Origin of the sequence: Corynebacterium choanae (genome assembly GCF_003813965.1) — a bacterium.
Classification (GTDB): Bacteria; Actinomycetota; Actinomycetes; order Mycobacteriales; family Mycobacteriaceae; genus Corynebacterium; species Corynebacterium choanae.
Genome location: NZ_CP033896.1, coordinates 2,232,674 through 2,257,272 on the forward strand (window position 1 = coordinate 2,232,674; position 24,599 = coordinate 2,257,272).

At 55.0% G+C, this 24,599-nt stretch carries 10 protein-coding genes; 4 read left to right on the plus strand and 6 right to left on the minus strand.

All coding sequences use genetic code 11. The features are described from left to right. Positions 1–799 precede the first annotated feature (799 nt). Both CCHOA_RS08105 and nrdF read right to left on the minus strand, forming a co-directional pair. Complete coding sequence (locus tag CCHOA_RS08105) at positions 800–12,394, minus strand: DUF7507 domain-containing protein (protein ID WP_164472433.1); 11,595 nt, start codon at positions 12,392–12,394, stop codon at positions 800–802. 463 nt (positions 12,395–12,857) lie between these two features. Beyond that, complete coding sequence (gene nrdF / locus CCHOA_RS08110; protein WP_123929231.1) at positions 12,858–13,871, minus strand: class 1b ribonucleoside-diphosphate reductase subunit beta; 1,014 nt, start codon at positions 13,869–13,871, stop codon at positions 12,858–12,860. An 812-nt stretch (positions 13,872–14,683) separates the two neighbouring features. On the opposite strand from nrdF, the gene CCHOA_RS08115 reads away from it, so the two are divergent. After that, the gene (locus CCHOA_RS08115) at positions 14,684–15,187 is read left to right on the plus strand and encodes a ferritin (RefSeq protein WP_123931072.1); all 504 of its coding nucleotides are present in this window, start codon (positions 14,684–14,686) and stop codon (positions 15,185–15,187) included. 319 nt (positions 15,188–15,506) lie between these two features. Here CCHOA_RS08115 and CCHOA_RS08120 read toward each other — a convergent pair whose 3' ends face one another. The 3 genes from CCHOA_RS08120 to upp form a co-directional block, all read right to left on the minus strand. Then, positions 15,507–16,919, minus strand: coding sequence for an NAD(P)H-quinone dehydrogenase (locus CCHOA_RS08120; protein WP_123929234.1), 1,413 nt, complete (start codon positions 16,917–16,919; stop codon positions 15,507–15,509). Positions 16,920–17,442: 523 nt separating this feature from the next. Next, on the minus strand, positions 17,443–18,636 hold the full coding sequence (locus CCHOA_RS08125) for an amidohydrolase (RefSeq protein WP_123929237.1): 1,194 nt from the start codon (positions 18,634–18,636) through the stop codon (positions 17,443–17,445). Positions 18,637–19,111: 475 nt separating this feature from the next. Next, the gene (upp, locus tag CCHOA_RS08130) at positions 19,112–19,750 is read right to left on the minus strand and encodes a uracil phosphoribosyltransferase (RefSeq protein WP_123929239.1); all 639 of its coding nucleotides are present in this window, start codon (positions 19,748–19,750) and stop codon (positions 19,112–19,114) included. Between the two features lie 64 nt (positions 19,751–19,814). Here upp and CCHOA_RS08135 point away from each other — a divergent pair, with 64 nt between their 5' ends. The 3 genes from CCHOA_RS08135 to CCHOA_RS08145 all read left to right on the plus strand — a co-directional run bounded on the left by CCHOA_RS08135 (position 19,815) and on the right by CCHOA_RS08145 (position 22,996). Continuing rightward, a complete protein-coding gene (locus CCHOA_RS08135) occupies positions 19,815–20,174 on the plus strand; it encodes a hypothetical protein (protein ID WP_123929242.1) in 360 nt (119 codons plus the stop codon). Continuing rightward, positions 20,168–21,352, plus strand: coding sequence for a C40 family peptidase (locus CCHOA_RS08140; protein WP_245992117.1), 1,185 nt, complete (start codon positions 20,168–20,170; stop codon positions 21,350–21,352). Before CCHOA_RS08135 ends, CCHOA_RS08140 begins: the two co-directional genes overlap by 7 nt. Before the next feature lie 408 nt (positions 21,353–21,760). Continuing rightward, a complete protein-coding gene (locus CCHOA_RS08145) occupies positions 21,761–22,996 on the plus strand; it encodes a hypothetical protein (protein ID WP_123929245.1) in 1,236 nt (411 codons plus the stop codon). A 263-nt stretch (positions 22,997–23,259) separates the two neighbouring features. On the opposite strand, the gene CCHOA_RS08150 is transcribed toward CCHOA_RS08145, so the two are convergent. Next, entirely contained in the window at positions 23,260–24,504 is a 1,245-nt protein-coding gene (locus tag CCHOA_RS08150; protein WP_123929247.1) for an adenosine deaminase family protein, read from the minus strand. Positions 24,505–24,599 lie beyond the last annotated feature (95 nt).

Below are 24,599 nucleotides of genomic sequence, written 5' to 3' on the forward strand. Positions count from 1 at the left end.
TCAGGAAGGGGGATTTTTCGTTGGACAGTTTTCCCGCTTTACCCCCAACTGCGATCAATCTTTCGGTGGATACAGGCGTGTCGCGGAACTTTTTTGATCACTGTCACTGTCCACACCGAAGCAGCCGCCCCCGAATGGCTGCGTCCACCGAGAATCGATTGAACATCACGGCACCGGCTGTACCATTGTGGTTCCGCAATAGCGGCCGTCACGCGGGTTTGACTGGTGAGTGCCAGGCGTCGCAGTGACGCACCCGCCCCCTTCCCCTCCCCCACCGCCGCTACAGTGGCAGCGCTGACACATTACGCACGATCCATGGCACCAGCTATAGAAATCCGAAGGCACCTGAGAAATGTTCTATCTCAGCGGCCACGGCCGTCCTGTTAGCCATCTTTGAAACCGTAGATCTGTTCTCGATGAGGCAAGCTTCTCCCGGGTGGGTTGGGTGCAAACCGTTGCGTCGAACATCCACCTGCGAAACGTTGCTTGCAACACCCATAGGATGCACAGCTGCTGCGGAAGATATATTTGCACACCTCAGTGCACCGAAAACATTGCGACGCATCCAATACGGGCACGAAATCTAGTATCCGTATCCAGACCCAGGACGCTGCTGTAACACCGGCTACTTTCGCCCCACTGCACAATCCTCACCAATAGAGGCAACAATCCTCACCAGTAAAGGCATCCACAATGCGCAATCCCCGCCAGTACCGTGACCAGGTACGTGGCGGGGATTGCTCTTCCTGCAGTTAGCTACAGGAACTTTGCTGCAATTTGCAGCTAGCCGGGAAGCTGCCTACTTGTCGTCGCGTCGACGGCGTTTTGCTGCCAGCAGCAGCACACCAATGATGACAAGGAGGAGAGCAACAACCAAGAGTCCGATTACATTTGCACCAGTGAGGGCAAGGTTGGAATCCGACGCAGAATTGGATTGCTGCGAGGTGGGCGAGTCTTCCACTTCGGTCTGCGGGGCGACTGGTTGCGGCTCCGGGACTGGGGTCGGTGCAACAACCGGTGGTACGGGCAATGCCGGGGTCATCGTGCCAAGAATGGGGATGATCCCTACGGCAGCGATGAGCCATGCCCAATCCGGAATCGAAGATCCGGAAGACGATCCAGTCGGCGGAACAGTCGGTGTTGCAGGCTGCTGTGGACGTAAGACATAAAGCGGATCGCTGCCTGTCACGTTCGTAGCGGTTTCCGTCGACTCCGCGGAGGCATTCACTGGAATGTTGACGGTTTCTCCGGCGGGCACCGTGACTTCAACGTTCACAGTGACGGTTTGTCCGACACCCAACACCAGCGGCGGGAGGGAAGGATCATCACTGAAGACAATTGTCCCTTCGGGCGTGATGCGCAGCATCGGGCCGTCCGCCGGAATACCTGCAGTCGGTGTCGTCTGCTCACCACCGGTGAGGGTAAAGGTCTTCCCGTCATTAACAGTGAGTCCCTCAACTTTGGGCACCACATGTTCTAGTGGTTCACCGCCATCGTTGGTCAAAGTCACTGTTGCGGTAACAGTTTCCGCTTCCGCAGGAACCGAAACTGGATCGTTTGGATTATTTCCGTCGCCTGTTTCAATGCTGTCGATGAAAATCTTCGCACCAAGCTGCGGCGCTGCAGTGTGCGGGCGCCGAGTATAGAAGGCATCCTCAGCACTGACTTGATTCTTGGTGCTTTGATCGATAGCGGTGATGGTCAATGGGGTGTTCACCCCGATTTGACTTGCATCAACACTGACCGTACCAATGATCTGCTGCCCTTGGCTGAGTTCAAGGCGTGGCCAGTCTTCATTATCGCTAAGCACTACCAGTCCTTGCGGGTTGATCCGCAACACCAGTCCGGGGCCGTTGTTGGCCGCCGGGGTTGGAGTGAGAGGACGACCGGCGGGATCAGAGACAGTAAATACCGTCTCGCCCACATTCGAATTCGGCACCGTCACTGTGATGTCGCTCAGTGGAGCTTCCCCACTATTGGTCATCGACACCGTCACCGGGAAGCTTGTCTGCCCAGGTTCGAGCGTAATCTCAACCGCGGATTCGGGTGTTTGCCCGTCCTTCTCAGACACCGAATCTTGGAAAATTTTGCCGGTAATCGCGGCGGTTTGCGCATTCGGGGTCGTATACAGCGGATCAGTGGCTACAAGCGGCTTCTTCGACTCATCATCGGTGGCAGTTGCCTTTACTGGCGTATTACTTCCGACCTGTGACGCTGCAACCTCAACGGTAGCAGTCACTGTCTGCCCCGGCTGAAGCACAAGTGCTGGCAGCGATTCGTCGTCACTGCGCACAATTACTCCATCGCGAACCCGCAGCACGGTTCCTGGCACATCCGTTGCAACGGTCGGAGAATCCGCGCCAGGTCCAGTCAACGTGAACGACACTGTCGCAAAGTCCACCCCGGGAACCTCAACACCGACACCAGCCAGTGGTGATTCGCCAGCGTTCTCCACCGTAATAGTGGCCGTAAATGGTTTATTAGCCGATACCACTACTGCCGATTCAGCATCCTGCCCGTCGCCGGTTTCCACGTCTGTATGGAAAATCTTGGCAACAAGTCCACTGTCGCGGGCTACCACTTCAATCGAGGCAGTGGCTGTGCGCTCCGTGGTGGAGACCCCTTCGTGGCTGCCGCTGGTTGCGGCAGTGTTCGTGGCGCTACCGGCGGCCAGCTGTTTCGAAGTCACCGTTTCCTCTGCAGTACAGGTTGTCGATTCACCGATAGCCAACGTGCCGTGACCGTCAAGGAACGCTTGATCAGCACACTGCAGCGTACCGCCACGTGCGATCACACCCTCGTCGATGACGACCACATCTTCTAGTGCTGTAGGTCCAGGATTACGCACAGTAATGCGGTAGCTGATCGCATCACCAACCCGGACTGGTCCTTGAGTTATTGGCGTCTTAGTGATCTCGATGGCAGGTGCACCAGTGGAGACATCTGCATTGTCCTCGTTTGAGACAATCGGATTTTCGCTGGTACCGACATTTTCAGGATTCGCATTCGACTCGCCGCGGGCAGGCACCACCGAAGTTGCGGTAGCAACATTATTGACCCGCTTGGCGTGAACATCGTCAGCGGTGATAGTCATCGGCGCCGATCGGCACTCCGTCTTCGCTCCTGGGGCGAGCGTAGTCTGCTCACAAGTGATATCGACGCCGCGATCAGCAAGCAGCTTGTCGTGAATAGTTACCTGCGTAATCGTCACATTGCCGTTGTTGGTGACGGTGAATGCATATTCCACCTGTTCACCTTCGACATACACCTGCTGCTTGTCCTTAATCTCCTTTTGCAAGGTGATATTCGGACTGTATGCCACCGGCACCTCTGCTGAGACAGTGACAGGTTCAACCTTCTTCGCCCCATATTCGGCACTTGCCGATGCGGTATTGACTATCCGATCGAACCCGTCAACCTCATCTTGAGTCACCTGCTTGTCAAACTCACAGGTAACGTGGTCGCCGTTGTGCTGCAGGGTCGCCCCGGTTGCAGAAGCTAAGACTGCATCGTCGCTGCAGACAATGTTTGTAACCGTTGCATCGCTGAGCATTGCATCCACGAGCGTCACCCGCTCCGCTGGAGTGTTGCCCTTGTTCGTCACCGTTATGGTGTAGTGAATCACCGTGCCAACATCCACCTTATCGCCTGCTGGAACATCGTGAGTTTTCACAATCTCCAGCACCGGCAACCCAGTGGAGAAGGTGGCATCGTCGCTGCTGGTGACACGTTCTGCCACCGGGACGCTGCTATCTTGCGATGGGGTGAGCGCTGTCACTGTTGCCGTATTCTTCACATTTTCGCCAGCGGCAGCCTGCTCCGCGGTGACCGTCCACTTCTGCGGAGTACAACTCGTCGAGGCGTTCGGCGCCAGTGGATCAATGTCACAGGTTAGTGGCGCATCACCGAACATGGGATCAGTGATTTGCAAATCGTGCAGGGTGACATCACCGGTGTTGGTCACCGTGAATTGGTAAGGCACCACATCGCCTTCGGTGAACAGCAGAGTGTCCGCATCGATTGCCTTTTCCAGTCTTACTGAAGCAACCTTGGACACCGGCACTTCGGTCGATGCTTCTGCCGTGACCGGTACCTTGTGCTTGGCGTCCTCATCAGTGTTGGTGCTTTCCGTAGGGATGCCGTTCGAGACAGCAGTGGCCGTAGCGGTATTCAGCAGCGGCTTCCCACTGTCAACATCATCCTGGCTGATCGCCCGGGTAGCGCTACAGGTCACCGAGTCACCTCGCTTCGCCAGTGTCACACCGACACCTGACACGACAGCATCCTCTTTGCCCTGTTCACATTCGAAGTCTGTAGGGGCAAACATTGGATCAACAATGACCACCTGTTCCAATGGCACGTCACCCATGTTGGTGGCAACGAGCGTATAGGTCACCTTATCCTTCGCTTTCACCGGAGCAGAACCAGCATCACTGCGCTTTGTGAGCACCAGCTTCGGCTCTGCGACTGGCACCGTCTGCGAGTCGTCATCGCTGACTTTGTTGTTTTCATCAACCCCGGCAAGGTTAGTGCGATCCATCGGTGCCACACCAGTTACTGCCGCATCGTTGATGAGTTTGCCAGAGCTGTCTGCTGCTTCTTCACGGGTGATCGTGTGCTTTGCAGTTGTGCACGTCATCGACTTGCCAGGAGCAAGTTCGGACGCCGGGCAACTGATCTCATCATCGGCAAACATCGTGTCAGTGACAACAATATTCGACAGTGTCACCAGGCCAGTGTTGGTCACCTGCAGGGTGTAGACGACTTCGTCGCCTTCCACATAGGTTTCCTTCACATAGTCAGCGGCAACCAACTTCTCCAAGGTGATACCAGCCAAGGTGGCGTTATTGACCGTGGCTGTTGCAACCTGGGTGGATGTCCGCGTTGTGTCCGGATCCGTTGGATGCGGCAGCAGCCGTGAAGCAGTTGCCGTGTTCACCGTTGTGTTTGCAGCATCAACCTGGGTTTGTGCAATGGTGGTCTGTGCGAAACACGTGACTGATTTACCCGGATCAATGGTGCCAACCGCATTGGGTGCAACACCTGCACCTGCAGGGCGGTTGCCAGCTTTTGCATCGTCAAGCGAAACGTCCGCATAGCAGGCGACTTCTTGAGCGTCGGCAAATTGGGCATCATCAACTTCCACGCCAACAGCTGGAGCATTCCCACCGTTGGTAACCACTACTGCCCACTCGACAACAGAACCGGCTTGCACTTCCGGTTCCCCTGCCGCGTTAAGAACACCACCGGAAACAATCCGCGCATGTTTTTCAATTGCAAGCGCAGGTGTACCGGCGTTGAAGCTAGCTGTCGCAGGCGCCGATTCCACCTTCGTACCGGAAGGATCTTCACCAGTGGCCGTAGCAGTATTGAGCCGCAATGATGCGTCAGCATCAGCTGCCGCCTGCTCTTCGGTGACCTGAACAGTCGCCCGACAGGTGGTTTTCTCACCGGCACCAAGCGATGTCTTGGCACACTGTGGTGTTGTTTGACCAAGCTTGTCATCGCTAATCGCAAGATTGTTGATGGTGCGCTGACCAGAATTGGTCACAGTAAACAGATAGGTGAGTTCGTCACCAGCCTCATAGAGCGGCTGCTGGTTCTCAATCGACTTCACCAAGGTAAGGGCAGCATCCTGCTTCAACTCTGCGGAGTCTTGGCTGGCATTACCATACGGACGGGCATGGAATGAACCATAGGCTTCCGCGTTGTTGGTAATCGATTCGACAGAGTCAACCATTGCTTGGGTGATCTTCACCTTCGAGGTACACGTTGTCGATTCTGCAACCCGCAGCGTCGTACCGGACTGAGATACAAGCTCAGGTCGACTCGGACACTCGACGACTGGAGAGACTCCCTCGAAGTATTGCGCTAACGCGTCTGTAAGGGTCACATTCTCCAGATCAACGGTGCCAGAATTTTGCACCGTGATGTTGAAGGTGGCAACATCCCCAACCCCAAATGGTCCAGGCTGGCTCAGGTCAAGCGACTTTTGCACCTGCAAGGCCGCTTCCCCGATAGCAATGAAATCGTCACTAGTATCGGAAACTTGTTCATCAGGGAAGCGATCTTGCGGCTTATTCGCCGTCACTGTTGCCGTGTTCTCGATGAGATAACCATTCAGTACTTTCTCATTAACGGTGACTGGCTTCGACTGACATGTCCGCTGCTCTCCTGGTGCAAGCGTTGCAAACTGACAATTCTCCAATTCATATCCAGCGTTGGATAGCAACGGATCGGTGACGACCACATCAGTCAACGTCAACTCACCAGTGTTTTCAACAGTGAACTCATATTGCACCGTATCCCCTTCAACAACGCCTTCCGGCTCGCTGAAGTGGGTCTTCTTTAACGAGATACTCGCCTTGTTAGAAGTGGTGACCTTCGCATCATCGGTATCTGTTGTGTAGTTATTCCCATTAGCATCGCCATATTGCGCATATGCGGTGTTGGTGAATTCGGAATGCTCATCAACAACATCTTGCGGGAAATGGGTCCGCGCCAAACAGACAGCAAGAACACCCGGTTTAATCAAACCGAAGTTTTCAAAGCCATCACGCCGTTCGTAGCGGTCAGGTTCGTTGTAGATATAACAGTAGAAGTGCTCAAGCCCCCACCGTTTGATCTCATTATCGAAAAGCTTGCCGGTAGTGACATCTGCATTGCCGATGTTTTCCATCACAATGCGGTAGTAGATCGTTTGACCCGGTCGCACCGGTTCGGTGACGAGATCACCGTCAGGCAGCAACACTTCCTTTTCGAAGGTAAGCTCCGGCGCACCAACCTGGACGCTCGCTGAGCCTGTGGCCGGTGACGGATCAATGCCGCCAGCGCCCTTACCAGTGACCGTGGCCGTGTTAGTGAGTGTCTTTGGTGTTGTAGCTTCATCAGCCGATTCCTGCTTGGTGTCTTCGAGTTTCACCGTATAGAAGCCAGTACAAGTGAACTCTTCACCCGGCGCAATGATCGCATCCTCATTGGCGGAGCAATCCAACGTGCCCAGCATCGGATCTTGGATTTGCACATCCTTGATAGTCGTATTGCCTTCATTGCGGGCAGTTAACGTGTATTGCACCTCAGTGCCTGGCAGCAGCACAGCATCAGCGTCGACAAGCACATTTTTCGCCAGGGAAAGGCGCGGCTGAGCAGGTGGCGGAGTGATGGTCGCTATATTATTCGAGCGATCATCATCCTGAACAGGGGTATCTACAGCTGCCCCATTATCGCCAATGACCTGCGCCTTTGCAGTTGCTGTGATGCTATTGACGAGGTTTTTCGCCCGGTCAATATCGGCTTGTGTGTAGGTAACCTGCACATCACAGTTCACTTTGTCACCCACTTCGAGCGACAAGGTGCCACTAGAACCGACCACATCGTTGGTTTTCGCGTTGACGCAAGTACCGACGGTGAGGTCTGCTGAGCCTTCGTCACGGCCAGATAAGGAATCCGTCACAGTGACTTCATTAAGGCGTACATCACCCTTGTTTTCCAAGACAATACGGAACGTCATCGACCCGGAATTTTCCAAAGTCCCTGGCGTTTCTTTTACCGCTTCACCCTGCGCATTGAGCACAAACTTTTCAGCATCCAACTGTGGTGTGGCCGGAATTGGGCGCACAGCTGCTTCGGCCCGTACAGGCTCCAGAGTAACCAACTCAGTCGAACCGGACTCGCGGTATTGCGGCACTGCAGAGACAACGTTGGTCTCTGTCTGTTGCTCGGCGAAGAATTGCTTATCGACAATAAACTTGCCCACGCAGTAAAACTTTTGCTTTGGCGCCAGGGAATCAATGGTGAACTCGGTAGCGCCCTGCTGAGCCGCCGGATTTAAGTTCTCCAAGTTTTCACCGCACACTAATGGCACTTCTTGGCCACTGCGACTAAACCTGTCAGCTACCCCAATCCCAAGCAGCGTCACATTTCCGGTGTTTTCCATGGTGACAGTGAAGGTGCCTTCATCGCGAGGCTTTAAAGCTTGACTATCGACGCCGTTAATCACCTTTTCGATCTTCATACCAGGCTCAGCAGCCACCACGTTGACTTCCGCGGTGTCCTTCGCGGAAACTTCCCGACCCTCGTATCTACCTGCAATTGATGCCTCATTTTGTAAGGCTTCTTGAGCGTCCACATCCTGTTGTGTGACCTTGTAGCTCACCGTACAGGTATAGCGATCATTCGGCTGTAGTACGGCACCACCAACCAAGTCAATGGGTCGCGGCGACTCCATTTCCTGCGACTGCACAGTACATATGACATCTATCTTGCGAGCCGCTGCCCACGCATCGGTGAGAATAACCGATTCCAATGGGACATTCCCTGTATTCGAGCCACTGATTGTGAATGTAGCTGTACTACCGACCGCATACTTCGTTGAACTATCGGCGGATTTCTCCAACGTGATGTTGGGTTCAATCTGCCGAACCGCGAAATCAACATTCACAATATTGTTCACAGAGCCGTCAGATGCCTTCGGCACGGTAAACGGAACCGTCTTTGCAACCACAGCCTTCGGATCTGTTGATCCACCATCGATCACGTTCGCAACACTGATCGAGCTGCTGCCAGGAGACGCGGCCGGTAGGAAGGAATAGTTCTGGATAAACGTTGCTTGATACGAACTATCCACCCGCAATTCCACGGTGTATCCAGTTCCTGGAGGCACCTTCGGGAACTTATAGTTACCTTGCCCATCAACCTCGACAACCAGGTCTTTCCCGTTGACTTGGACTGGCTGACCATCACTGTCTAGCAGATGAGCAGTAACCTTTCCCGCTGGGATGCTGGCCAGTTTGCTACTGTCTTTCGTGATCTCAGTGTCGGTGAGCCCAAGGTCATAGATCGAACCACTCACCGCTGGAGCAATAGTAATTGCCTGCAGGTCGCAGTTGAATTGCTGATGATTTGGATCATCTGCTTGCTCTTGGGTCTGTGCCGCACATGTCTCCGCATCGGGCACCTTGATCAAGTCTCGGGTGGAGCCCAAAGCAAAGTTCTTCACGATACCAACGTTGCTGCCAGTAACCCTAAGCTTTAACGTCACTGTGGCTTTTTTCGCAGAGCCTTCGATATTGTCCGGCGAGACAACCCCTCGATCAGTAAGCAAACCTGGGAACCAGACGATGTGACCCCCGTTATCCGCAGTCAGTTCCCCTTCATCATCGGCGATAGCCTCGTCGAGCGCGGCATCGTGGTAATCCGTTACCACATCACCGACAGTTTCATCCTCCACGGTTTCCACATATTCCAAGCCGGCAGGAATCAAATCTCGGATCATTGGCGACTCTAACACGATGCCCTTTTCAGCAGTTTGCACCGAAATCTTAAAGAGCACATAGTCGCCGACGCCCAGCACGTAATCGCCAGGATCTGCACCGTCGAACGCCTTGTCGGCTGTATCGGTTCCGCCGCCATTGCCAGGAAGAATCACCGATTTATTAATTTTCAATTCGGGTGCATACTTCACCCGCGCCACAGCGGGAGGAACAGTGCCCAGATCGACACCGCTGTCAGAGTTCGAAGCCCGAAACGACGCACGGTTAATAGCAATGTCGTCGTCACCAATGCCAGTGCCGTTCGCGTCATTCTTCGGCATCTTCATATTGACTTCGACAAATGCCGGGCCAAGCACCAACCCGGTGAACTCTATCCGGAAGTAGCGAACCTGATCCCAGGCAATACCCTTGTCGGCAAGCTGCTCTGCAGTATGCCATTCGCCTAGTGCGTTGAATGTGGTGCACTCAGTTTTCGATGCCGGGAATGGCCCGGTTTTCTGCTCACCCATTTCGGGCCGGCAGGGATCAGAGGAAGTCGAATAGTAGACAGTTCCCTTCAGAGGCGTTCGAGACCACTGCCCCGAATCAGCATCAAATTTGTTGACCGATGGCAAAGCAATCGGTCCGGTCAACGTTGGCACCAACGTGTTTTCGTAGGTCTTATCGCCCCCCTCAACCAGGTTTCCATGCTCGTCGTACGTAGGATATGTACCGGCGACTGCTTCCTGATCGCTCTCAATATGGTTGAGCTTCGTCCATGATTCGCCTGTTGGTAAGGCGTCGTAGAGCACATAGTCCTTGAGCGGGCGAGAACTTTCGCCACCGATTTGCACATAGAAGCTTGCATCGTCGTGAGCGTAGGACACATCGGCGCGCTCCTCATCCTTCGGCAACCAGGTTGACCAAGGAGCGTTCTCTTCATCTCGGTCACCCTTCGCGAATTTCCGAATAACCGCCGTAGAGTAGGCGCCAATGGTGACGGGCGCAGTTGACTGAGACCAGCGATGCTGAGTTGAGCAGTCTTTATCTCCCCCTTCAGCAGCTGGATCGCCACACAACCTCGGATCGGGGATCGTGGTGAGTGTGGGTTCAAATTTCAACTCAGGGTTATCTGCTGTGAGATAGGCAGCAATCGCCGGTTTCGCTGAGTCAATTGCGCCGTCGTAACTGCCGTCGACGGCGTTTCTATTCGTAATTTTGTAATAAAAGATACAGGCTCTACCGCTCTCGCCTGGCAGCACCATATTTTCAGGAACTGTAAACTTCCACAGTTCACCCCCGGAAGCAGAACCTAGCGGCACTTGCTCCCACTGAATCTTGTTCACATCCAGAGGCACTTGACCTTCTGCAACATTGCCTACCGAACAGACCACATTTTTCGACGTCGACGAGGGGTCAAAGTGCATTCCGAACGGAATTTCGACATATCCCATTGGCCGTAGTGCATCCAAACCCAGGTTAATCAGCCTAATACCCAGGGTCGCGGTATCGGAGGCCTCGTTGATGGTGCTGTCTTTATTGGTGTCAATTTCGATTTGCGGCTGGACGCGCTGCGGATAAATCTCGATGACGTCCGGATCCGTGGCAGTAATAACATTGCCATTGGATGGCGTAATTTCCAGTTTTGCGTCATTACCCAGATGAATGTAGTCCAGGTCGCCGAACATTTCAGTTGGGTAATCAACCGGCCCTCCGGCTCGGAATACTAATTCAGAGTTTGCTGGAACGTTTTTAAACGTAAACTCAAATCCCGTCGCCTTAAAACCCTCTGGTTTGTTCAATTCATAGGCTTTGAACGAACGGTCTTCATCCGCGGGGAAGGTCTGGCTAGGCGCTTTGTTGCCGTCTTTGTCGACCAGAACGACCTGCAGTTCCGGGTGGCCACGCACCAGACTTGGTTTACCATTTTCGTCATACTTGATTAAGTCGATTTGCCGAACCGACAGACCCTGGAAATTCATGTAATAGTTGTCGTCACCACCTGAAACCTCACATTCGAAATTTTTGTATTCCGTTTGAGATTTTGCGTTGTAATGGAGACACTTCTGCGGCCGCAGCTCGTCGATGATCTTGATGTCGCCATCGACATAATTCCCAACCACAAACTCGTAGGTTGCTGTTTGTCCGTCGTAGGTTTTCATCCGCGAAGATGGTGTAGAGCGCTTTGTAAACCTAGATCCGACTGTGCTTTCGATTCGCAGGGGTGCTTGCTGGTCAACCGCAATACCCGGATCCCCTTCTTGATAAGTTTTGCTCCCATCGATGCTCTGAATGGCAACCCCGTCAGTCCAACCAATTTTTGCCGGAGGCAGCGGCCCTACTGGCGCATCATCTTTCACGCGAACCCACAACTTGATTTCTGTTGTCAGATTCGTAGAAACCCCATAATCCAGTGTTTTATCGACAGTTACACGAACGCCTTTATCAGTTTTCTCAATATATTGAGCGCCGATAAAACGAGAAGGGTCAACTACCCTGAACTGCCCCCTTCTGTCATTGACGATTTCCTCATAGGTGTAATTGTCTCGGCTGTCTAATTCTGGGTTGAGGACAGCGAGGAGTTCTACTTCTTCCGGAAGTTCAACGTCGAAAGAACCGGTCACACCATTTCGGCCGATAGCATTTTTCGATATATAAACAGCTGAAAGTATCAAGGTTGAGCCGGGTAACGTCCTTTTAGCATTGTAACCGATTCGGAATTCGGTCTGTGGGGAACCCGTCAGCTCTACCTGAGTCTTACCGGTTACTTCATGGCCGTCTTTGGTGATTTTCCAGTCGACTTCCTCGACACCAGCAAACGCAGGGTTATCTCGTGTCGTCCAATAGAGTTGGAGCGATTGAACACCGGGACCGCTATATTTGTAGGTCACCGTCGGATTGTCCGAGGCGGCATTTTCGATCGCTAAACCACTGGGGATGGTCTGAAGCACCGCATTGAACCCAGCGATCTTCGGTCGCTGAACTTCAATCTTCATGCCATCGCAACCAGCCGATGCACAGTTGATATTGAATTCCAGCGCTAAATTCCCTTTGGTCGGAACCGGCTTGGAGGTGACCTCGACGGATTGCAGTCCGTCAATGGCAGTGGCTGCCCGTGCTACTGCCGGGTGAACTACTTGCACACCAACGGCGACTAGCACTACGGCACATAGCAATGCGAGCAGCCTACTGAGATCTTTTGACCGTTGAGCTGATTGGGGGACTCTAGGTTCCAACATGATTTCCTCACTGTGAGCCGGTCCGGGAATGGGGTTTTTCTGCCAGCAGGCAGAAAATTCCATGATTCTAAGCTATCACCTACAGAACACACAGCTTTTTATACAGGGGTGCGCAGCAAATTCTCTATGTCGGGTTAACCCAACTTCGAACCAACCCACTTGTCGACGAGGGCGGTATTTTCCCAGGTCAGCACAGCAAATCGTTCGCGCAAACAGTGACAGACACCACAGATGCCGGCGCAAAATGATGAGCATTTGAGATTACTTAAAGGTATTAGATAATCACTTTTGATTCAGCCACAGCGCAAAACGGCGCCGCCTGCACAGTGCAGACGGCGCCTTGCTGCGTTTTCAATCCCTAGAGGAGTTAGAAGTCCCAGTCGTCATCCTCGGTCGACTCGGCTTTGCCAATCACATAGGAGGAACCAGAGCCGGAGAAGAAGTCGTGGTTCTCATCAGCGCTCGGACTCAGCGCAGAGAGAATAGCCGGGGAGACTTTGCACTCATCGGCCGGGAAGAGTGCCTCATAGCCAAGGTTGTTCAACGCTTTGTTGGCGTTATATCGCAGGAATCGCTTGACATCTTCAGTCCATCCGAGACCATCATAAAGGTCTTCGGTGTAGCCGATCTCGTTTTCGTAGAGCTCGTAAAGCAGACCGTAGGTGTACTCCTTGAGCTCATCCCGCTCGGCGTCAGTGAGCTGCTCAAGGCCTTTTTGATATTTGTAGCCGATATAGTACCCGTGCACTGCTTCGTCACGGATAATCAGGCGAATAACATCGGCAGTGTTCGTCAGCTTCGCGTGCGCCGACCAGTACATCGGCAGATAGAACCCGGAGTAGAACAGGAAGGATTCCAGCAACGTGGAAGCGACTTTGCGCTTCAGCGGCACGTCGCCCTCGTAGTAGCTCAAGATGATATCTGCTTTGCGCTGGAGCGCTTCATTTTCCTCCGACCAGCGAAACGCTTCATTGATCTCCTGCGTGGAGGCGAGCGTCATAAAGATCGACGAGTAGCTTTTCGCATGCACCGACTCCATAAACGCAATGTTGGTGTACACGGCTTCCTCGTGCGGCGTGAGCGCATCGGGAATGAGGCTGACAGCACCGACGGTTCCCTGAATGGTGTCGAGCATCGTCAAGCCGGTGAACACCCGCATCGTGGTTTCTTGTTCAAGCTCATTGAGGGTGTTCCAGCTTTTGATGTCGTTGGACAGCGGAACCTTTTCCGGTAGCCAGAAGTTGCCGGTGAGCCGATCCCAGACTTCTAGGTCTTTTTCATCCGGGATGGTGTTCCAGTTGATCGCCGCAATCGGGCAGTCTTTTGCTTCCGGGTGGCGTTCCCGATGTGCTGGGGTGGTCGGCGGACAGTGTTTCACCATGGCGGCTGACCCCTTCTATGGTGTGGATCGTGGTGGACATCGAGCAGAGGCGATGGTTCTGGTTGGCGACTGAACACACCGCATCTGGCAGTGATCTTCTCATCCTAGTGAGACTGACATCAGGGCGAACAACGTCCCCGTCACTATCCGGATTGCCGCTGCTTACACCCCCTGAATCCGGAAGGTTTCACCCTCTTTTGTAGGCAGAGCAATCACGCCGAAACACATTCGTCACCGAAATGGTGACATTCGCTGCGCTGTTTGAGCCATCGCCGAACTTGTGAGCAGCAAGCCCGATCGGTTTTGTTGAGCAGCACATGATGCGTGACGGTTTTCAATCTTCGAACTCTGCAGCTAAAGAAAAGCCCACACCTGGTGCAGCAGCTGGACATCTGGGATTGGTGGTGGCTACCTGCCGGGTCTTCCGGTCAGCACGATGCCGGAAGCCAATCGCCGTCAGACGAGCCCCAAATCACCCGCCTAAGCTGTGTTCTTCGTCACATATCGAGGTCTTGACCACTCCCCCGCCGACGCTCCCGATCTGTCACCATCCCTATTTGGTTTTTACCAGCATCTAATTCATAGGTATTCAATACTTATCTAACTGTTTTTCATCACTTCACGTTATCGCAGTTCGATGACGGTTTTGTGACACTCGCCACCCACAGCAAGACTCCTTCAAGGGGCAAGATTGCCTGCCGCCAAGCCATCGCGCAGCGTCGCGAAGACCTGAAAAAATGGCGCCTATCCGGCAGGTTTGGATAGCCTGCATTGTGGTGCGAGACGTGGTATTCGTCGTTAGCATGAGTGCCATGCGAATTCCTGAACAACTTGCTGAAGCAATGAACCGTCAAGTCACCGCCGAGCTGGAAGCAGCCATGGTGTACTTGCAATTGTCCTACATTCTTGATGATCTCGGCCTCGCCGGCATGCGCGACTGGATGAAAGCCCAGTCCGATGAAGAACTCACCCACGCGGCGGCGTTCTCCCAGCATCTGCTCGACCGGGGTCATATGCCAGCAATCGGCAACATCGGCCCGATCAAACTGGATTGCAGCACCGCCCTCGACTGCTTCAAAGCTTCCCTGGAGCATGAGAAGAAAGTCTCCGGCATGATCCGTGACCTCACCACGCTGTCTTATGACGAGCGTGACTGGGATTCCCGCCCACTGCTGGATCAGTTCCTGGCCGAGCAAATCGAAGAAGAAGCCTCAGTCGGTGAAATCGTCGACCGCCTAGAGATCGCAGGCGACAACGGCTCCGCGGTGCTGTTCCTCGATAGCGAACTGGCTGCCCGTGGTTCCGGCGACGAGTAAACCATCGTCTCTCTGTCGCACAGACTAGATAACCCCATAGCCCGCCAAGCTTCCCCATACCGGGTGCTTGGCGGGCTATCTTTTTGCTCTTGGCTACTGGGGGTACATTTGGCAACCTGGTTGGACTCCCCGTGCAGTGCCAGTGTCGCAGCTGCCACGGCAGCGCAGCATCCACTGCGTCACCGCGGCCACTAGTGGCAACACAGATGCCCTGGTACCTAACACTTGACTGTTCTTGACGCCTGATAGCGAAGAGAACGCAACCTGTGCGCAGGTAAGCTGCTGGGGTTACCCAAGTAACAGCGTCTGCAGTTGTGAACTAGCCCAAATCGTCAGGGGCAACCAAACGCCGGGCAGCTTCAGTGATAGAACCTGACAGCGACGGATAGACCGCAAACGTGCTGGCCAAATCCTCAACCGTCAGCGCGTTATCGACCGCCACCGCAATCGGGGTGATCAGCTCACTAGCAGTTGGAGCCACCACCACACCACCGATCACCAAGCCGGAAGACTTCCGACAGAAAATCTTCACAAACCCATGCCGCAGCGACCGCATCTTCGCCCGCGCATTCGTTTTCAACGGCAGCGTAATCGTCCGCGCAATCACATCCCCATTGTCGATCTCTGCCTGGGTGACCCCAACAGCCGCGATCTCCGGGCGGGTAAATACAGCAGTAGCCACGGTCTTCAACCGAATCGGGCTGACCCCCTCACCTAAGGCGTGATACATCGCAATACGACCCTGCATCGCGGCAACCGAGGCGAGCGGGAACAAATCGGTGCAGTCACCAGCGGCATACACCCCTTGAATATTCGTCCGCGAAACGCGGTCGACTTTAATGTGGCCGCTCGGCGTGGTTTCCACCCCCACAGACTCAAGTCCTAGCCCCTGCGTATTCGGAATCGAACCAACCGTAATTAGCGCATGAGAACCAGCGATTTCTCGCCCATCAGCGGTGCGAACAATCACCCCCTGCCCGTCTTCGGTGCGCACCACCGAATCAACCCGGGCATGTTTCTCCAGAGACACACCCCGTTCGCTAAGTACCGCCTCCAACGTGTCAGCCGCATCAGCATCATCGTGAGGCAAAATCCGGTCGCGGGAGGCAACCATCGTCACCTTCACCCCAAGTTCGGCAAAAGCAGAAACAAACTCAGCACCGGTTACCCCTGAACCGACAACGATGAGATGCTCTGGCACATCTTCAATGTCATACACCTGTCGCCAGGTAAGAATACGTTCCCCATCAGGTTTCGCACCAGGCAGAATACGCGGCGAAGCACCTGTTGCCACCAGCACCAGATCACATTCGATGATCTCTTCCGACTCATCCGGCTTGGAAACCGCAATATAGTGCGTGGTCTGTTTGTGGTTATAGTCGTCAAACCGGGCACGTCCTTTCACAAGCCGCACCCCGGCATCTTCCATCTGCTGGTAAATATCCTGCGACTGGTCGCTGGCCAGCGCTTTCACCCGCTCATTAATTTCATGCAAATGCAGCAAATCGCCGGTGCCGGACTTGTCAAAGCCCATGTCATCAGCGCGCCGCAGATCCGTTTTAATACCGGTTGCGGCAATAAACGACTTCGACGGGACACAGTCGAAAATCACCGCCGACCCACCGAGACCCTGTTCCTCGACGAGCGTAATTTCGGCACCATATTTCCGACCGGCAAGGGCTGCCTCATAGCCGGCTGGCCCGCCACCGATAATGACAATTCTTCTCGACACTGGTTGTTCACTCCACGTTGCGGTTTTTCACCAGCCTCACCGTCACCTTCTTCTTAGCCTGCCCACAGCTGTCCGGCACCCCAGATGGCTAGGGCTGCGGCATGAACTGCTCGAAACCAATCGAAGAAAACGGTCGACTGTGATTGTTGAGATGAAAACTCGCTGCTAATCGTTGTTGTTGCAAATTGCTACTGGCGCCAACCTGTCGCCGCGAAGCAGGAAGTTTATCTATCCCTGACGCAGTACCGTCCATGGGCGCACAGCACTGTCCCTCACTCTACCCCACCCCACCCCCAACCGAGCAGAATCGGACACCAAGTGGGGTGACAGTGTGAGTCTTCGATCCCCACGAGGCCAGATGACAAGTCACTGTTGTCGTGACAGCACCGCTGCTACACACCGGAAAATCCTGCTACGGCGAGCCAAGCAGGTAGCTACAGCAACCCATTCTGCTGGCGAAACGTTCCAGCATGCATTTGCCTGCTAGGTGCCGCCGGTGTGGCATCGACGATGTGTCGTGTCGCTACGGTTGAGCAGGTTGCAAAGTCGGCACCCAGCCTGCATCCCATGCCGCCACAACAGATCCAAATAGTCGCACCCCAACCTCGAGTGCACGCTCATCAACTACCAGATCAGCCCGGTGAAGATCCGGTTTTTCGCCTTGCCCGTTCCAGCACCCTAACCGCGCCATCGACCCAGGCACATGCTCTAAATACCAGGAGAAATCCTCCCCACCTGACGACTGTGGTGCCTGCACCACCGCATGCGGGTCAATACTGGTTGCCGCATGAGCAAAAAATGCGGTCGCCACCTCATCGTTCACCACTGGTGGCACCCCCTTGGTGTACACCACCTCGTGAGTGACGCCAGTAGGGGCAAGAATGTCAGCAATCAGTTGTCGAACTGTTTGCTCAATTGTGCGCCAAGTGGCGATATCGGCTGTCCGAACCGTACCTGAAATACTTCCCGATTCCGGGATCGCATTTGCCGCATAACCGGCGTTTATCGTGCCAAAAACAAGTACAGTACCTGTCCGCGGATCAATGCGGCGGGACAATAGCGCCGGCAATTGTGTCACCACACTAGAAAGCGCATACACCACGTCGGCGGTAATTTGCGGCCGGGAAGTGTGCCCACCCGGTCCATGAACTTTCACCTCAAGCACATCCGACGCTGAAGTGATCGCACCGGTGCGCAGCCCAATGGTTCCGGTTCGCAGCTTCGGTTCCGCATGGGCAGCAAAAATCGCAGCCACATCATCGAGTGCACCCCACGAAATCACCTGTGGCGCCCCGCCGTCCATGACTTCTTCTGCTGGTTGGAAGATGCAACGAACCGGCTGCGTGAGAGGCGCATCTGCTAACGCGCAGGCAAGTCCCATCACAATGGCTGTGTGCAGATCATGGCCGCAGGCGTGCATCACTCCAGCAACTGTGCTGGTAAACGGTTCTCCACTGGCTTCCGTAATCGGTAATGCATCAATATCAGCCCTGATCGCAATTCGATCACCGCTAGCCGGACCGATATCGACCATCAACCCTGTTCCCGGGAACCGGGTGACCGCAAGCCCATGGGTTTGCAATGTAGTGGCGATAAAATCCGTGGTGGAATGCTCCATGTGGGACAACTCTGGATGCGCGTGAAGATGCCGTCGCCATTGCACCATCTCTTCGCCGTGGGCGGCGAGCCAACGGTTAATATGCGCCTGTAATTGCATGTCTCCCCAAGCATTTCCGTTGTGTCGAATAATGAAGTGATTTGCCGATCGAATAGTCAAGCAGGCAACACCAGCAGCAACCCGGTGGCAGACAGCTGTAAGAAACCAGTCGGAAGTGTATCCCACCACAATACTGGGTAGGATCCATCATTCGGCTTCCAGCTGTTCACAGCCCAAACCGGTCAACAACCGGTTAGGTACTCATCGGCCAATGGCGCAAACAGGCGCCCCACCAGTCAACCTGTGCAGGTGACTTAGCGGTGTGTTGTGGTTGTATCCCACCGCAAGAACTGTCCGCCGCGTTCCAATCGACGCAGGAACGCTGCAATGGGCTTGCCGCCGACCAGCCGGCCGGTGAAGCCGCTGGAGGCGCCACTATGCGGTGCTGTGCCGACAACCGGAAACAAACCGAGATATGCAGGGCGTGCCGGTGCGTTAATTAAAGCCAGTGCCAGTCTCCTGCGCAGGCTGAAACCTAGTGCAGATCAATATTGCGTGGACCATACAGCCGGTCGCCGGCATCGCCTAACCCTGGAACAATATAGGCGTCCTCGTTCAAATCCGGGTCGATCGTCGCAGTCACCAAACGGACTGGAAGACCAGATTTTTCCAAGGCGTCAACCCCCGCCTGGGCACTGACCATACACACTGCTGTGATATCCGTAGCACCCCGCTCATGCAGCAGCCGCAGCGCATGCAGCATTGAGCCTCCGGTGGCCAACATCGGATCGATTACAAACACACTCCGCCCGCTGAGATCCTTTGGAAGCGCCTCTAAATACGGAACCGGTTCATGGGTTTCCTCGTCGCGGGCAAGGCCAATAAACCCAACCTGTGCATCAGGGATCATCGACAACGCCGGATCAACCATTCCCAACCCGGCGCGAATCACCGGCACAATAATTGGAGGGTTTTTCAACCGGCTGCCGGTAGCAACTGCCACCGGGGTGGCACAGTCAAATGTTTCTACGGCAAGTCCACGGGATGCCTCATAAACAAGCATTGCGCCGAGATCAGCGAGGGCGGCGCGGAAACCAACATTGTCGGTGCGCTTATCGCGCATGATGGTCAAGCGGGAAGCGGCCAGCGGATGGGTGACGATATGGATCTGCATAGTTATTAAGTCTAAAACGTTTCCCCCGGAACCGAACACCCAAGGTGCAAAGTCATACGAAACTATGACCACAATGCAGCACAATCAGCAGCCTGCGACAGCATATGCCCAGCAGTTAGCCCTCGACGAACAACTCGCGGCACAGTGTTTGACCGTTTTACGCGACTATGCCGCAACCTTGAGCAGTCTTGCCGGGGCAGCCCCACCGACAATGACAGAGGTCACCGGACTGTTTGGCGCCGCCCACCAGGAAGCAATGCGGGACTATCAGCAAGTAATCGACCAATGTGCAGCGGTAGTAACGGACACCGTTGACTACATGGACAATTTTATGGCCACCGCCACACAGCTCGATGCACACCTTGCAGAATCATTTGATCGCACAGCAGCTAGCCAGCACGAATTTATTCGACAGGAATGGTGAGCGAATTGCCGCCGACGATAGATCCAATCGCCGAGGTCACATCGCTTATCACCGCGATAGGACAGCAGGCCGCAAATACACAGCTACCGGCAGTGGACTTCCCTTCCCTGCCGCAGGAAGCGGCAACGCTTGCACACATGACAGGTGCCGAACCAACCCTGCTTACAGCCGCGTGTACACGACTGCAAGAAGTCGGCGACCAAATCAACCACATCAATGCTGGCTGTCACGATCACCTCGCCGTGTTCATTAGCAGCCTAGATCGGCTCGCCGACAAACTTAACCAACAGGTTGCGCACATCCAGGGTTTGCACACGATCTATGGTTCGATGTTCCCAGTGGCTGAGTTACTGCGCACCGTCGCCGCGACCGCTGCGGAAACAGTGGCCGCCATAGAACACCAATTCCATGAAACGCTGACACCGCTGACTATCGCTTTACGACAAGTCCAAACAGAATGCCAGGACATAGCAGCACTGTTGCGCAATCATCACGCAAAAGGCATCCCGATCCCGGATGTCAATACTGACACCGCCCTTGCTGCTGCCGTTGCTGTTCGTAGCGCACTCCGTGTCCCTGATTCACCGATTGCAACCGATCAAGCTTCGACCGCAGCACTGACCCAAGCGGCCTCGGTGATAAACGAACCGTTGCGCACGATTGCCGCGCCGGTGGCTGCCGGGTTTACTGCTGTTCCAACCGGGCTACTGCGATCCTTAGCAATACCGCCGCAAACTCTGCAACCACTAGCTGCCATGGTTACTCCTGCGTCGGCGGCTGATGTTCCAACCAGTAGCCCCACCGCTGTAGGGACTGCCACTGAAGAGCAACGACGCCGTGGACAGCAGGCCGCAAATGCTGCGCTGTCGGCAGTTGGAACTCCCTACCAGTGGGGTGGGAATACCCCGGGGAAAGGACTTGACTGTTCCGGGTTAACCAAATGGGCTTGGGCGCAAGCAGGTGTCGACATTCCACGGCTTGCGCAGCACCAAACAGTCGGCAGTCCTGTTGCGTTCCATGCCATGATCCCCGGTGATCTGTTGGTGTGGGATGGACATGTGGCCATGTATGTCGGCAATGGGCAGCTCGTGGAAGCAGGTAACCCGGTTAGCGTGTCACCAGTGCGTACTACCAACAGCGGCATGAAGTTTTACGGCTGTTTCCGTCCCACTGGATAGCCCCGCTGTTGTCGTCGGCTGTACAAGAATCACCGGCACCTCTCCTTGCAGGGTGCAACACTCAGCGTTACCTGTTGGAGCCACTAACTTGCACTTCGCCAACCCTTGGCAGGGATCTCGGGGATCGGTGATGCTACTCGTCAGGGAAAACAACCTGATACGTATTTCCTTGCTGCAAGGAACACTGCGGTTGCCTGCCATGGTTTCCCTGCTGGTCGAACACCACTGATTTTTAGTTGTGAATTTTATGTTTCGAAACATCTCCGTTTTCTGCCCGTACGCTGGTGTTTTATCCTCATATCATGCTTGGATGCAGCGAGGATGAACTGGGATGCGATCCCCTGCAACTGTGGCTAAAGTGCAGCCGGTAAATGACTCTCACGCTTGCCCCCGCTAGGATTTACCCTCATGGCACACAATGGACCAGATCACATCATCCCTTTGCAGGTGTCGCTCACAGCTGGCGACTTCTACACCCTGTGGGCTCCGAGTTGGAAAAGCAGGGGCGAGGAATGGCAGGCATTTCTCGGTAAGGGTGATGCACTGACCATGTTCACCAGCCCCGGGGCAGTGCTGCACTTCCTGGAAACCGAACCACATCATGATCTTGCCGACCATCCACGCTGGGAAGCCTTCCAAGCAACCGGCGATCAGCGGGTCAACCCGGGCACTATTGGCGGCAACATCGATCTCATCGGGGTTCCTGCGCTGTTAGCCGACCGTCCGTCACACGAGAATGTTTCCGCGGTTGCCCGAGCCTTCCAGGTGGCACGCAGCATCGGCGACGTGTTGGCTCTGACCACAGTGCAATCCTTCTTCGCTTCCTATTCTGTGCTGAACAATGTGGAACGAGGCGCCGACCACTATGCCGACGAAGGCGGTGCCGCCGAGTGGAGCTCGGTGGGTCGGGTGATTCTCTCCAACTGGGATAGTGTCGTCGATGCTATCGATGAAGCAGTAGAGATTTATCCCATCGATAGCGACACAGAATCAGCTGCACAACAGCGGGTAGAAACTGCGCAGAAAGCCGCCGATGAAGCCCGTGAGCAGCTCGAAGCACAGCGGAAAGCGGCAGCTGGCAGCGTTGACCCTTATGACGCATCGATTTGGGGGCAAGCCGGCATCGATCCGGTGAAAATCTCTATCGACGGCAAGATTCTTTACACCCTGCGCACCTATGTGTCAGGTCAGCCGGTGTTCCTCGGTCACTTCGGGGAGATCTACACCTTCAACTCGCGTAAAGCGATGGTGCGATGGCTGGCTGAACATTCCGAACATGACTTGGCGAAACTTGCCACCTGGCCGGATGTCATGATGCAAGTCAACAATGGCACCCTCGAGGCGATGGTCCATCCGGATAACGCTTATTCTTTCCAGGGTTTGACGCAAGATATTGCGGCCGGCCCGGATTCGGTGGACACCACACAGATGCGTCAAGCCTACGAGCTGCTCGCTGACGCAGCAGACTGGGCGCGCGACGACGGAGTGAACTCGGTGCTGGTGGCTAACCCAGAGCTGCAGCAATACATTTCCTACATGTTGGGGGCTGCCGGTGGCTATCGTCCATCCGCTCCGTACACCAAGGAAGCTGACGGCTGGCATCTGCTGGAGGAAAACCTCACCAAACGGTTCAGCAAGTTTTAACCCCCGGGGATAATCGCTGCACGACCCGGTGCTCATCTGTGTGCTGGAAGGCACCCGGTTGATACCGTTGGTTGTTTGCAGTGACCTGCCGGTCAGTCAACAATTCGGGGGATCACTAAGTTGGCTTGGTTTCCTGGAATATTGCACACCCCAGCCTGTTCGGGCGCTGATTGCACCCGATCATGCTGGGGTGTTTTCGATGGTTGCACTGCCGGGGAACAGGTGCGCTGTGGGGCAGGCTTTTCCCATCTGTGCGGCGCGTGTCAGCGTTGGATCGTTGCCACGATTTCGCGGGCAGGTTCGAGATATTGTTTCCTGAGTTGGTCCACTACAGCAACCGGTCCGAAGGCAGCGTCGAGTGCTGCTGCCTGCATGTCGATGATCTGTGCCGGTGAAAGTGTGAAGTGGTGGGCGGCGGTGGCGAGTTCGCTGGCGAGGGTGACACCACTGATAAGTCGATTGTCGGTGTTGATTCCGGCGCTGATGTGGTTTTCGAGCAGCGTTGGCAGCACATGATTGTCCAGTGTGTCGACTGCCCCGGTTTGGAGATTCGAGGTTGGGCAGCATTCGATGTGGATGCGTCGCTGCTCAATGGTGCGGGCAAGAGGTCCTAGCTGCCACGGGCTGGTTGGGTTGCTGGTGGGCTGTATGTCGTCGCAGATCGCACAGCCGTGGCCGATTCGGCCGGCACCGGCGTCGATGGCTTGTTTGATGGAATCGACTCCGGCGGCTTCGCCGGCGTGCATCGTCATCGGTATTGCGTAACGGCGGATAAGTTGGAGTGCGGCAGTGTGGGTGTGGGGAAGGAATCCGTGTTCAGGTCCGGCCAGGTCGAATCCGACGACGTGTGCAAGTCGCGGAGTCATGTGTTGCACCTCGGTGTAGCTGGGGTTGTCGTCGAGTTGTGGTGATGCTTGTTGGCGCATAGCGCGCACGGTGGCGAGTGCTGCTTGTTGAACATCGGTGGGGTCTTGCCGCATACCGCAGACGAGCAGTCCTACCCATTGACTGTCGGCACGGTCGGCTAACGCCGTGGCTACAGCAGTGTTGGCGACGTGAAGTACTTCGTCGTAGGTCATGCCGCCGCGGGTATGCAGTCCGGGGGCGAACCGGATTTCTGCATAGATTATGTGTTGGCGGGCGAAGTCTTCGATTGCTTCGGTGATTACGCGGGTTAGTGCTTCCGGGGTTTGCATCACCGCGGTGGTGTGGCCGAAGGGGATAAGGTACTCCTCAAGGGATCCGGAGTTTGCTTGCGCATGGAGGATCGTTTCGAGGGTGTGCGCGTCGCTGCTGGGGAGTTTGGTGTAGCCGCATTCGGCGCTCAGGTCGATGAGCGTTTGTGGCCGCAGTCCCCCGTCGAGATGATCGTGGAGAAGTACTTTCGGCATGGCGGTGTAAAGGTTGTGCTGCTCGTCGGCTTCGCCGGGGTGGGTGCAGGCTTGAGTGAACGCGGCAAGAATCTGTTCGCGATAGTTTGCAGTAAGCGGGCTGTTGCTGGGGTTCATGGTGTGTAAGCGTAGTGGCAGATCCTTGCGGTGTGGGGTTTCCGCGGGGTTGCCGGTGGTAAATAACCGGCTGCGGGGTGTGACGTGCCGCAAGG